Source organism: Xanthomonas sp. Leaf148 (genome assembly GCF_001423585.1).
GTDB lineage: Bacteria > Pseudomonadota > Gammaproteobacteria > Xanthomonadales > Xanthomonadaceae > Xanthomonas.
In genome coordinates, this window is record NZ_LMOP01000008.1 from 34919 (window position 1) to 47887 (window position 12969).

A 12969-nucleotide genomic window follows, 5' to 3' on the forward strand; every position below is an offset into this window, starting at 1 on the left:
CTTAGGTGGAGAAATAATTTTTGGCACAAATTTAGATTGGGGTAGGGAAATGGATAAATATTTGAGGATTAATGGTGTTGATTTGCGCATTTTATTGATGTTCATTCTCTGCGTTATGCTTTGCCCAGGCGCTTCGGCTCAAGTGGTCCGTTATGTACACACGGATGGGCTTGGTTCCGTTTCCGTAGTGACAGATGCGAACCGTAATATTCTCGATCGGCGCGAATATGAGCCTTATGGCTCAACTCTGAGTTCATCTGTAGACGGTATTGGCTATACAGGACATGTGATGGATGCTGCTACCGGGCTTACATATATGCAGCAACGCTACTATGATCCCCAAATAGGTCGTTTTATTACTTCTGATCCTGTAGCTACAAAAACGAATAGCGGATTTAATTTCAATAGGTACTGGTACGCCAACAACAACCCGTATAAGTTTATAGATCCGGATGGGCGCGCCGCGTGTCCCGGTACTAGTAAGCTGGTTTGCATACAAGCAGATACTTTCAAGTCAGAGAGCTCGAGCGGTAAGACTGTGGAGGCATCCACTGAAGTCGCAGGAGTCATGGTGGCAGAAAAAGGCGTGGTAGCTGTGACCTCTGGTTCTCAGGAAAAGATGGGTTTCGTTGTAAAGGTCGATGGTGCTCTGAAGGTTCAAGTTGCTGGCGATGCAAAAACCAACAGCGATGCTAAGACCGATTCTGCTTCTGCCGTAAAGCCAGAAGGCGCATTAGCGGTCGTTCATGGGCATATTGATGGGCGTAGTGACGGTGTAATAAGTCCTGCCGATGCAAGCCCATTAAAATCTAATTTGCCGAACGGTGTTGTAAGTACAGGCCGAGTTGGAGTTACGGAACTGATTCAAGGAAGGCTACAATTCAGGATGCTTGAAGGAAAGATGACCCAGCATGAAGCTAAAGCGCAGCAGAGGAATCTTGACCGACAGCAGGGACAGTTTTGAGTATGAATGTGAAAATATTGGTGCGTTTTGCACCCTCGCTTTTTATTGGCGCTCTTGCATGTTGTGCGATTTCGCCTACGAAGAATTTCCGCACAATTGACCCACAACTGGCAGAGATTTTTAGTAATCCAGAAATTTTTAACGATAAAGAAGTGACTTTTAAAGCTTGGGTCAGCTTGCGGAATGAAGATAAGAATTTATGGGCTACCCGAAAAGATAATGAAAAATGGAATATTAAAAAATGCATATCATTAATTGGATACGACGATCTTTCCGCAAGAAAAGATATCTCTGATGGCGCTTACGTGCAAGTCACAGGAACGATAGTAGAGGACGGGTCCAAGGCAGGAAATATCATACGCCTTACAGCTTGTCGCAATTTATCAATAAGGGTTGATCGAAACTCATTTATGGTATTGCATAAGTAGTTTAAGGAATATCATTGTAGAATGTCCGGCTGTAATGGCAAGGGGCGCAAGATCTTTGATTTCCTCCCTGTAACTTGGACCAGCCAAAACTAGAAAATTTGGCCACACTCAGGCCCGATGAGGCCCATCGCAAGAAAACAGGGTCATGTTGACTTCTTAGATGAGTCCGACCCCGCCTTTCAACATACGATTTGGGACGATCAAATCCCCCTATGTGCAGATTATCGCTGCAACGCGCCAGTACCAGGGTAATGGGCTTGCAGAAGCTGCTTTGCGCCCTCTCAGGTCCGAACCTGTGCGACAAGATGGATTTAACTATACTCCAGATACTCTATCGTTCGATGCATTTGCGAGACCAACCATTGTTAGAAAAAAGAGTTCGGTCGCCCCATGAGTCAATTATCAAGCATCTGGAGAATAGCTGTCCATGCGTTTAAAAATGTTTGGGTCATGCTTGGTTTTATTAGTGTCGTCATTTTCAGCTTGGGCAGGAAATGGCTCTGGAAAAGTTACGCAGTTGATGCCTCATGCTAATGATGTGGTTTTCTTTTCTTTAAGTGGAGAGCATACGAATCTTCCAAAATGTTCATCAACTGCTTGGTCAATATCGCTATCCACGCACACGGGAAGAGCAATGTATGCCTTGTTACTAAGTGCGCATACACAAGGGCTTATGATTCATGTGCAGGGAACGGGAGATTGCTCAGCATGGCCGGACCGCGAGACGGCGCGCTATATCTTGAGTGAGCTCTAGGAGCGTCTGAACAATGTCAGCTCCCGGTGAAATCGATCCAGCCATAGCTAGAGGTCTCCGGGCAGACTAGCCCCAAGGAGACCAGACATGCGCAAAAGCAAGTTCGCCGAAAGCCAGATTGTCTCCACGCTAAGCATGTCGAGTGCGGCCGCCAGGTCAAGGATGCGTCCCGTGAGCTTGGCATTTGCTATGCGACCTACTACGTCTTGAAGTCCAAGTACGGTGGCATGGAAGCTACTGACGTACAGCGCCTTTGCGACCTGTAGACCAAGCATCGCAAGCTCAAATGGATGTATGCGGAGCTGAAGATAGAGAAACATGCACTGAGGGAAGTCATCACAAAAAGTTATAGACCCGGCGCACAACCGTCCGCTTCTTGCCTGGCTCGTCGAGCAACATGGCTGGAGAGAGCGAGGGGCTTGTTCAGTCGTTGGCGTGGCTCGCTCGACAGCACGCTATCGGTGTCTTCCCGATCGCGACTAGGAAGTCATTGCGCTGTTGTCCGAATTGGCCGAGCGCTTTCCCGAGCGTGGATTCGGAAAGCTCTTTCAGATCATCCGTCGTCGCGGATATGTGTGGAATCACAAAAGGGTCTGGCGCGTGTATTGCCTGATGAAGCTCAATCGGCGTCGTCGCAGCAGGCGCCGGGTCCCCACGCGCTATTCATAACCGTTGGCATGCGGAGAACGGCCCAATGCCGGATGGTCGATCGGCTTCATGTCCGATGCGTTGTGGGATGGTCGACGCTTCCGCACGTTCAATGTCATCGACGATTTCAGTCGGGAAGCCTTGGCGATCGAAGTGGACTTGAATCTTCCGGCCGCCCGCGTCATCCGCACGTTGGAACGTATCGCGGCCTGACGCGGTTATCCGAACAGGCTTCGTTTGGACAACGGACCGGAATTTGTCCCGTTGGCCATGGCCGAGTGGGCTGAGCGCAGGGGTACCGCCTTGGACTTCATCGAGCCGGGGCGTCCAATGCAAAACGGTTTCATCGAACGCTTCAATGGCAGCTACCGGCGCGGCGTGCTGGACATGCATCTCTTCCGCACGCTGAGCGAGGTTCGCGAACAGACAGAACACTGGCTGGCCGACTAAACCAACAGATACCGCGCGACAGCTTGGGCGGGCTAACGTCCGCCGAGGTCTGCGATTAAAATCAACCGCAGACCTCTAATTTTAGCTGGAACTGAATTGCCGGGAGTCCACAGCGCCAAGGCAGGTCGAAGTGATTTTTCTCGATCAATCCTGATCAATCGAAAATAGTGACGGCCTTTAACTGCATGGAATTTCCGTTGCAGCCATCGATATAGAATTGCACGTTGTTCTTGTTCTGAACCGACATAAGCAGCATGGAAAGAATCTCCTTATACATTGGAGCTGTTTGCAAGATGATGAAGCGATTTCCACCGCCGCAATCGGCTCCCGCCGGGAGAACGCCCTCTGTTCCAACGTATAGAGCTTCACCTCCCCAGCCGGTGGAAAGATACTTTACCTTGTGACCGCTAAAAGAATAACTGGCTGCGCTGGCATGAAGGCTCATTAGGAGAAGAGTAACTGCTAAAATCGTGCGGACCATAAATCCTCGTCAATTCAAAAGTGGTTTAATCCGATAATATAATATATTTGAAAGCTGGATTGGAAACTAAAAAGAAGGATCGTATGCAAATCACAGAAGCTCAGCATGCGCGGCTATTGCTGACTCGAAATGAGGTGTTTAAACATGTCTATTCTTCTAACTTGCTCTGTCAGCCCCCCGTGCTGCCATAGCGCGCTATGTTGGCACGGCGTGAAGGCCAAATCCAGCTTCGCTTGGCTCTGCGAGCGAGCAGTCCTTACACATTCTTTATGCTTGGAGGACGTTGCGTCGATAGCTCCTTTATGTCGACCAGATCTACCTTGGCACTCCCGCACAGTGGTGCGTTGAGCCAAACACGATGTGTATCCTGATTTTGCAAGGTCCCCAGGTTGATCTGGCGCAAGCGTTGCCGGTCATGGCGCCCGAGTGTGGTGGTCGCGCGCTACGGACGGTGGCGTGCGCCGATGTCGATAGCTTGATTGCGAGCTTGCAATTGGCTGGTGGCGATGCGGAGGTGGAATTGGTGCTGCTGGACTCGGGCGATCTGCCGTTGTCCGAGCGCAGTTGTGCCAGGGCCTTGCGTGCAGCGGTGGATGCGCTACCTACGCCGTACATCGAGCTGCATGCCGATGCGGCGCAGGAGCTGGAGCCGTGGCTGCATCCGCAGCATGCGCCGTTGGCTGTCGTGATTGCGCCGCATGATGCGCCACGTGCGTATGCGATGTCGTTGGGCATTGCGGCGCGTTATCTGCCGTCGTTGCATGCGCCGTTGCGCGTGGCTGCCTGAGGACGCCGGCATGTCGATCATGATCGTGCGTGGACCGGATGCGGTATCACCGCGGGTGTGTGGGCCGCAGCCGTTGCCGCGGGCCGTGATCCGGCAGCTTGTGCAATGTGCCGGCGATGCAGGCAAGACGGTGGCGTTGCGTGCCTGCGGGTCGGAGCAGGAGTTGTTGGATGCGTTGCGCGTGGCCGGGCAGGCGCGGATGGAAATTGCGTTGATCGATCCGGGCAGTTGCGTGGACAGCGTGCGCTTGCATCGGGTGCTGGTGGCGTTGCGCTATCCCTATGTGGAAACGCACGACGACAGTACGGACCGGCCGGAGCGCTGCCTGCCGGCAGGTCTGGGCGAGTGCGTGGCGACGGTGCGCGGTTACTGCGCGCAGAGCTATCTGCTGGGGCTGGAAATCGCGTTGGAACATCTGGGCTGCACGGAGATTCAGGGCGATGTCCACGTCGGGACCTGAGCAGCGCCAGCTGCATTACTTCGCCGACTACGAAGGCTATTGCGATGGTCGGCCAGTGCTATGGGGGCAGCTCGCTCACAGCGTGGAGGTGTCTGCCGATGGCGTGCTGGATGCCGCCGAACTGGTGTGTGCGTTGCGCCGTCGTGCGGCAGAAGCGCATGGGCTGGAAGCGGGGCAGATCCGTCTCTGTCAGGTCACGCGGCTGTAGCGGCGCGACCTACGCTTGTGGTGTAGCGCGCTGCACCCGTGTTGCGGTCGATCAAGAACGCGTCGCTTCTTCCCCTGCGCCGCAACGAGACGGTGTCGGGGACGGCACATCTATCGCTGCACCCGCACGCAATGGTCTTACGCGCGCTACCCATGATGCGCCACCAAGCTGCGCCGCTGTTCTGCGATCACGCGACGGCACCGAATGCAGAGCATTGCTTGGTGCCGTCTCCATACTCGATCAGCAACAGCCAACAGCAACAGCCAACAGCCAACAGCAACAGCGAACAGCAACAGCGAACAGCAACAGCGAACAGCAACAGCGAACAGCAACAGCGAACAGCGAACAGCGAACAGCGAACAGCGAACATCAAAGCGAACAGCAAACACCACACACGCTAATCAACGCGCCGCGCTACGCTCTTTACCAGCCCCACACACAACGACGCCACCCGAAGGTGGCGTCGTTGTTCTGCAATCACTGCGCATCACGCAACGCAGAGCACGTGCTAACCGCTTACTTGGCCGCACCGCTCTCCGGCACGAACTTGATCAGCTGATTGCTGGTCGCGGCGGTGCCGAAGTTGAAGCGGCCGTAGCCGGCGCCCCAGTACAGCGCACCATTGACCACGGCCGGCGAGCTGAGCACCGAGCCGGTGGCGTCGTAGTTCCACAGCGTGGCGCCAGTGTCGGTGTCGAGGGCGACCATGTTGCCGGCCATCGAACCGGCGTACAGCAGGTTCGGCGACACCGTCAGCGAGCCCTGGCCGCCGGCCGGGACGGTCGGGTTGACGCGGTTGATACCCGGCACCTTGACCTGCCACTTGATCTTGCCGGTAGCCGCATCCAGCGCCGCCCACGAGCCGCCGTTGTGGCTGACGGTGTTGTCCGGTCCCAGGGTGTAGGTGGTGTTGTTGTTGTTGTTGATGGCCACATAGATCTGCGACTTGTACGGGTCGAACGCGGTGCCCCACTCGACGCCGCCGGTGGTGCCGCCGGGGCCGACCTGGGTCGACCATACCTTGGCGCCGGTCTTGGCGTTGAAGGCCCAGTAGATACCGCTCTTCTGCCCGGCACCGACTAACTGCTGCGGCTTGCCGTCGCGCCACACGGTGAACAGGTTGACGCCAGCGCCGCCGAAATCGTAATCGGGGCCGGTCAGGTTGGTGGCTTGCGTATTCGGGCACAGGCCGTTGGTGGGCGCGATGATGCACGACAGGTTCCAGGCATCGTAACCCTGTGCACGATTGGCCCAGGCCAGCTTGCCTGTGTCCAGATTCAGCGCGACCACCGAGTCGACATAGTTATCCGGTGCCATGCAGTTCAGCTCGTCCTGCACGGTGAGGTCGCTGCCCAGATAGGAGCGTGCATTGGAGACGCAATTGCCCACGCCCTCGGGGATGTTGTAGTTGTTGCCGGTGCCGAAATACAGACGCTTGCTGATTGGGTCGATCGCCACCTGGCCCCACACCGAGGCGCCGGTGTAACCCTCGGGCACGTTGTAGAACTGCCACAGCTTCTTGCCGGTGTTCAGATCCAGGGCCACCACGCTGCCGCGGAAGCTGAAGGTGTGGTTGGGCGCCAGATTGCCCCAGTCGCCCGAGGAGATGCCGACGTAGATGCGGTTGCCGTAGATCACCGGCGAGGAGGTGATGCGCGCCTGCGGGTTAGCTTCGGCGGTGGTCTTCCACAACAGCTTGCCGGTCTTCTTGTCGATCGCCATCACGGTGCCGGCAGCCTGGTCGCCGACGATGATGCTCTTGGCGGTGATGGCCGGGGTATTGCGCGTCACCGAGGCGGCGTTGCCGGTGTAGTCGGACAGCTTGGCCTGCCAGTTCGGCTTGCCGGTTTGGGTGTCGACGCTATACAGGGTGCCGCCCCAGTCGGGCACGTAGAGGGTGCCGCCTTCGACGCTCGGCGTGGCCGAGATGTCGCCGGTGGTGGTCAGGGTCCAGGCCGGCTTGAGGCCTTTGACGGTGGTGCGATTGATCTTCCACTCACCCGGCGCGAAGCGCGCGTTGAAGTAACCGCCACCGGCGGTGGTCCAGCTGGTTGGGCTCGCGAACGGGAGGTTGCTGCCGAAGGCGCTCCACACCTGGCCGGAGCGCGCGAAGGCCTGGGTGTCCAGCGCAGACACCGGCTGTTGTGCGGTGGCGGAGCCGGGCTGGGCGAAAGCCACTGCGCTGGCGAGCAGGCAGGGAATGAGCGTCAAACTGCGTAACCGCAAGCGGCGATTGGAGTTGGTCATCACGGCATGTCCATTAATGGAAGGAAGCGCTGGATCCCCCCGGATCTGCGTGGTGAAGATCGCCGATTGCGGTGCCCGTGCAACAAGCGTACGCCGTTGCATTCACGCAACGGTCGGGTCCGTCTGCATCTGGTGATACCAAGTCGAAAATTTTGCGTTCAGCACGTGCGCTAATCGCACAAATAGTGATGATTCATCACTATTTCGCTCCAGTACGATAGAAAAAATGATTCAGCGCTGCAACAGCGAATTCGTCAGTAATTCATAGGTTTGTAAAAGGTAACCAGGAAATTTTGCGCCACCTTGTACGGTGGGTCGCCGTCGAATGAAGCGCTGCCCGCGCCACCCAGCGCGGCGTGTCATTGACTCTCGATGGGCGAGCCAACCAATCAACCACACGACGACAAAGCCCCTCTCCCCGTGGGAGAGGGGTTGGGGTGAGGCTACGAGGCGAAGCCCTGATGTATCCCAACCGGGCGTGGCTTTGCGCGCACCGGCATCCGACGCTTCGTGCCACCTTCTTCCGATGGGGAAGGAACGATCAAAAGCCCCTCTCCCCGCGGGAGAGGGGTAGGGTGAGGGTACGAGGCGAAGCCCTGATGTCTCCCAACCGCGCGGAGCTTTGCGTGCACCGGCATACGGCGCTTCGCGCCACCTTCTTCCGATGGGGAAGGAACGATCAAAAGCCCCTCTCCCGCGGGAGAAGGGTTGGGGTGAGGATACGAGGCGTAGCCCTGATGTATCCCAACCACGCGTGGCTTTGCGTGCACCGGCATCCTGCGCTTCGCGCCACCTTCTCCCGATGGCAGAAGGAACGATCGAGCGCACGCTCAGTGGTGGGCTTGGCTAGCGGTGAGCTCGGCGCGTTACGCGCGTTAAGGCGAGTCCGCGGCTGTGTGCACTGCAGCAGACGCGCTCAGCGCCAACTGCGCAATCGCATCGCGCACCACTTCCGGCACGGTCGCGTCCACATCGACCGACACCACATCTGCCTCGTCCAACGGCAGCTCCAGCGTCTGCAGCTGGCTGTCGAGCAGGCTGGGCGGCATGAAGTGGCCGGCGCGTGCGCTCAGGCGTGCGGCAATCACATGCGGCGCCGCATGCAGGAACACAAAGCGCATCGGTACGCCGCTGCCGCGCAGCAATTGGCGGTGCGTGCCGCGCAATCCGGAAAATGCCAGCACGACCGATTCGCCGGCATGCACGCAGTCGCGCAAGGTGGCGGCCAGCAGCTCCACCCACGGCAGACGCATGGCATCTGTCAGCGGTTGGCCGGCTGCCATCTGCGCGCGCGCAGCCACGCTGTGATAGTCGTCGGCATCCAGAAAGCGGAAGCGGTAATGCGCGGCGAGCGCCTGCGCGATGGTGGTCTTGCCGCTGCCCGAGACGCCCATCACAACGATGGCCATGGGCGAAGCGGACGCGGGCGCGGCAGGTACGGCGGTGTCCATCACGTCAGGTTATATCTCCGGATCGATTCGGCATTTGAGCCGATTTCACGTTGGCGGCAGCCGATGCGTGGTGTAGCGTCGGCGCTCCTTGCCAGGTGAGCGGGCACCCAGCGTAACGGCGTGCCCGGCCGGGTACAACGCATCTGAAGGTCTGTCGATGACGTCAACACCCGCACCGTCTCCTGCACCGGCGCGCCTGCGCTGGCGCGAAAAGCTGGGCTACGGCGCCGGCGATCTGGGCCTGAATCTGTATTGGGCCAACATCTCGGCGTTTCTGCTGATCTTCTACACCGACACCATGCATCTGCCGGCCGCAGCGGTGGGCACGATGATCCTGTTGACCAAGATCGCCGATGCGATTGCCGACCCGGCAATGGGCGCCATCGCCGACCGCACCCGCAGCCGCTGGGGCAAGTTCCGCCCGTATCTGTTGTGGGGCGCAATACCAATGGCGCTGACCGGCGTGCTTGCCTACACCACGCCGGACCTGGATCAGAACGGGCGCATGGTGTGGGCCACGGTGACCTTCCTGGTGATGATGCTGGCCTACACCGTGGTGAGCATTCCTTACTCGGCCTTGTCGGGCGTGATCACGGCCGACAGCCAGCAGCGTACCGGGCTGATCAGCCTGCGTTTCATCGGTGCGTTTGCAGGTACCACGTTGGTCAATTACTTCACGATGGATCTGGTGCGCTGGTTCGGCGGCGGCAACGATGCACTGGGCTGGCAGCGCACGATGATGCTGTACGGCGCAGTGGCGCTGGTGTTGTTTGTCACCGTGGCATTGACTACGCGCGAGCGCGTGCAACCGCCCCCGCAACAACGCACACCGATCCGGCGCGACATCGCCGATCTGCTGCAGAACAAACCGTGGTGCGTGTTGTTCGTGCTGTCGTTGATCATCATGATCACGATCACCATGCGCGGTGGTGCAGGCGTGTACTACCTCAAGTACTACGTGCAACGCCCGGATCTGGTCGGCTTGTTCCTGGGCAGCTATTCGGTGGCCTTGGGCGTAGGTGCAGCCATCACCCCATTGCTGACGCGGCATTGGGACAAGCGCCAGCTGATGTGCGGGCTGATGGTGATCGTCGGTGTGTTGAGTTGTGCGATGTTCTTCGTGCCTGCCGATGCGGTATGGGCGATCTTCGGGTTGAACATGTTGATCGGCCTGGCACTGGGGCCGAAGTCGCCGCTGGCGTTTTCGATGTATGCCGACAGCGCCGACTACACCGAATGGCGCACCGGCCGGCGCGCGACGGCGATGACGTTTGCGGCGGCGACGTTTTCGCAAAAGCTTGGCGGCGCGCTGGCCTCGGCCGGCATCGCGTGGGTGCTGGCCGGGATGGGCTATGTGGCCAACAGTGCGCAGTCCACCGGGTCGTTGACCGGCATCGTGTTGCTGCTGACGGTGATCCCTGGGGTGGTCGCGCTGCTGGCTGCCTGGACCATGCGTTTCTATCCGCTGGACGACGGCTTGCTGAGCCAGATCCAGCACGAACTGGCCGCGCGCAAGCGCGACGAACCGGAGCACCCCTGACCGTGTCTGCAACGCCCACCGCTGCGTCCGACCCACTGTCCACCTTGATGGCGCCCAGTGCCGATGGCATGCGCTACGCGCTCTACAGCCCGACCGCCATGCCCAATGCCGGCGGCTTTTTGTGGAACCGCCGCATGATGTTGCAGCTGACCTGCCGTGGCTATGCCACCGGCCAGTTCATGCAGCCGGAGCCATCCAAGTACGCGCATGCACCGATGCTGGAAGCGCGCAATTTCATGATGCCCGAGCAGCCGTATTACGCGCATCACCCCGGGCGTTTTTTCTATCTCAAGGACGAAGACAGTGGCGCGCTGTACTCGGTACCGCACGAGCCGGTGCGCGCGCAACCGCAGGCCTTTGAATTCTCTGCCGGCAAGCACGATGTGCGTTGGCGCGTGCAGCATGACGACATCGTGGTGGAGCTGTGCGTGGCCTTGCCTACCGACGATGCGGTGGAGCTGTGGGAATGCCGCGTGCATAACGCCTCCGGGCGCGCGCGGAGGCTGAGCCTGTACGTGTATTTCCCGGTCGGCTACATGTCGTGGATGCATCAATCCGGCGGCTACGAGCCGGCGCTGGGTGGCATCGTCTGCCGCAGCGTGGCGCCGTACCAGAAAGTGGACGATTATTTTCGTCAGCGCGATTTCAAGGACTGCACCTTCCTGCTGCATGAGCAAGCGCCGGTGGCGTGGGAGGCGCGGCAACTGGCGTTCGAAGGCGAGGGTGGGCTGCATGCGCCTTCTGCCATCCAGGCCGAGCAGCTGGGCAACAGCGAGGCGCATTACGAAACGCCGGCCGCCGCGCTGCAATATCGCCTGCAGCTGGAGCCCGATGCGGCCAGCGTGTATCGATTTGCATTCGGGCCGGCCAAGGACGATGCAGAAATCGCCGCGCTGCGTGCGCGCTATCTGTCGCAGGAAGGCTTTGCCGAGGCGGCACGCGCCTATGCGCAGTATCTGCAGGCCGGCCACGGTTGCATGCAGATCGCCACACCCGATGCGGCGCTGGATAACCTGGTCAATCATTGGTTGCCGCGGCAGGTGTTCTATCACGGCGATGTCAACCGCCTGACCACCGATCCGCAGACACGCAATTATCTGCAAGACCACATGGGCATGGCCTATCTGCAGCCGGCGACCGCGCGTGCGGCGCTGCTGCATGCCCTGTCGCAGCAGGAACCCAGCGGCGCGATGCCGGACGGCATCTTGTTGGTGGAAGGCGCCGAACTGAAATACATCAACCAGGTGCCGCATACCGACCATTGCGTGTGGTTGCCGATCTTCCTGAGTGCGTATCTGGCCGAAACCAACGATGCCAGCGTGCTGGAGGCGGTGGTGCGCACGCACGATGGCCAGGCGCTGAGCGTGGCCGAGCGATTGGATGCGGCGATGCAGTGGTTGCTGGATGCGCGCGATGCGCGCGGCCTGAGTTTCATCGCCCAGGGCGATTGGAACGACCCCATGAACATGGTCGGCTGGCGCGGCAAGGGCGTCTCCGGCTGGCTCACCGTTGCTACCGCGTATGCGCTGCGGCTGTGGTCGGACATCTGCGCCGCGCATGGACGCACCGCGCAGGCCCAGACATTCGGCCAGGCAGTGGGCAGGGTAAACGCCGACGCAAATCGCGAGTTGTGGGACGGCAACTGGTATGCGCGCGGCATCACCGACGACGGCGTGCGCTTCGGCATTGCCGACGATGTGGAGGGGCGCATCTATCTCAATCCGCAGAGTTTTGCGCTGTTGGCCGGCACCGCCGATGCGCAGCAACGCACGGCGCTGCTGGAGGCGGTGCGCGAGCAACTGCACACACCGTATGGCCCGGTGATGCTGGCACCGGCCTACACCCACATGCGCGACGACGTGGGGCGCCTTACCCAGAAATGGCCAGGTGCGGCGGAGAACGGTGCGGTCTACAACCACGCGGTGGCGTTTTATCTGTACAGCCTGTACCAGATTGGTGAGGCCGACCGCGCCTGGGAGATCCTGCGCGCGATGCTGCCGGGCCCGACCCGCGAAGACGTGCTGCAGCGCGGTCATCTGCCGGTGTCGCTGCCCAACTACTACCGTGGCGCGTGGCATCAGTACCCGCGTACCGCCGGGCGATCGAGCCAGTTGTTCAACACCGGCACGGTGGCGTGGGTGTATCGCTGCGTGCTGGAAGGTTTGTTTGGCCTGGTCGGCGAGGGCGATGCGTTGGCGATCCGCCCGCAGCTGCCGTCGCACTGGCCGCATGCGCAGGTGACGCGGCAGTTTCGTGGCGCGCAGTTCGAGGTCGTGTTGACGCGCGAGGCGGGTCGTCGCGACAGCGAGGTGCTGCTGGATGGCGAGGTCTGCCCGGATCAACGGGTTCACAACATCGTGGCCGGTCGCACGTATCAGGTGCGCGTGCGTCTGCCGGGCTGAGGGGTGGCTGCGGCTTGCTTAGCCAGCGGCCCTCACCCGCCCTTTGGGCACCCTCTCCCCCAGGGGGGAGAGGGGAGGTTGCCGGCTTTTTAGATTGTCGTTGCTAGAGCTAGAGCTAGAGCTGGAGCTGGAGCTGGAGCTAGATCCAA

General features: G+C 59.5%; 10 protein-coding genes and 1 pseudogene. 8 read left to right on the forward strand and 3 right to left on the reverse strand.

Features of this window, described 5'->3' with window-relative positions; all coding sequences use genetic code 11:
• Positions 1-49 precede the first annotated feature (49 nt).
• The 3 genes and pseudogenes from ASF90_RS21490 to ASF90_RS21495 all read left to right on the forward strand — a co-directional run bounded on the left by ASF90_RS21490 (position 50) and on the right by ASF90_RS21495 (position 3303).
• Positions 50-964 carry an RHS repeat-associated core domain-containing protein gene (locus ASF90_RS21490; protein ID WP_115559879.1) on the forward strand — a complete coding sequence of 305 codons (915 nt, stop codon included), beginning with the start codon at positions 50-52 and terminating at the stop codon, positions 962-964.
• Between the two features lie 2 nt (positions 965-966).
• Positions 967-1392, forward strand: coding sequence for a hypothetical protein (locus ASF90_RS23275; RefSeq protein WP_153067875.1), 426 nt, complete (start codon positions 967-969; stop codon positions 1390-1392).
• A gap of 841 nt (positions 1393-2233) precedes the next feature.
• Positions 2234-3303: pseudogene (locus ASF90_RS21495) on the forward strand (IS3 family transposase).
• A 95-nt stretch (positions 3304-3398) separates the two neighbouring features.
• Here ASF90_RS21495 and ASF90_RS23280 read toward each other — a convergent pair.
• The gene (locus tag ASF90_RS23280; protein ID WP_115559878.1) at positions 3399-3725 is read right to left on the reverse strand and encodes a hypothetical protein; all 327 of its coding nucleotides are present in this window, start codon (positions 3723-3725) and stop codon (positions 3399-3401) included.
• Positions 3726-4083: 358 nt separating this feature from the next.
• On the opposite strand from ASF90_RS23280, the gene ASF90_RS04965 reads away from it, so the two are divergent.
• The 3 genes from ASF90_RS04965 to ASF90_RS04975 are packed head-to-tail and all read left to right on the forward strand — an operon-like array spanning position 4084 to position 5180.
• Positions 4084-4512, forward strand: a complete 429-nt coding sequence (locus ASF90_RS04965; RefSeq protein WP_055846712.1) for a hypothetical protein — start codon at positions 4084-4086, stop codon at positions 4510-4512.
• Between the two features lie 10 nt (positions 4513-4522).
• Entirely contained in the window at positions 4523-4972 is a 450-nt protein-coding gene (locus ASF90_RS04970) for a 3-dehydroquinate dehydratase (protein WP_055850156.1), read from the forward strand.
• Positions 4953-5180 (forward strand): hypothetical protein, encoded by a 228-nt coding sequence (locus ASF90_RS04975; protein WP_055846715.1) that lies wholly within the window; start codon positions 4953-4955, stop codon positions 5178-5180. Before ASF90_RS04970 ends, ASF90_RS04975 begins: the two co-directional genes overlap by 20 nt.
• Before the next feature lie 516 nt (positions 5181-5696).
• Here the strand turns inward: ASF90_RS04975 and ASF90_RS04980 are convergent.
• Together ASF90_RS04980 and ASF90_RS04985 are read right to left on the reverse strand one after the other, a co-directional pair.
• A complete protein-coding gene (locus ASF90_RS04980) occupies positions 5697-7427 on the reverse strand; it encodes a PQQ-binding-like beta-propeller repeat protein (RefSeq protein WP_055846718.1) in 1731 nt (576 codons plus the stop codon).
• A gap of 875 nt (positions 7428-8302) precedes the next feature.
• Positions 8303-8878, reverse strand: a complete 576-nt coding sequence (locus ASF90_RS04985) for a gluconokinase (protein WP_055846721.1) — start codon at positions 8876-8878, stop codon at positions 8303-8305.
• Positions 8879-9035: 157 nt separating this feature from the next.
• Here ASF90_RS04985 and ASF90_RS04990 point away from each other — a divergent pair, with 157 nt between their 5' ends.
• Complete coding sequence (locus ASF90_RS04990; RefSeq protein ID WP_055846723.1) at positions 9036-10418, forward strand: MFS transporter; 1383 nt, start codon at positions 9036-9038, stop codon at positions 10416-10418.
• Positions 10419-10420: 2 nt separating this feature from the next.
• Entirely contained in the window at positions 10421-12820 is a 2400-nt protein-coding gene (locus ASF90_RS04995) for an NdvB protein (protein WP_193552642.1), read from the forward strand.
• Positions 12821-12969 lie beyond the last annotated feature (149 nt).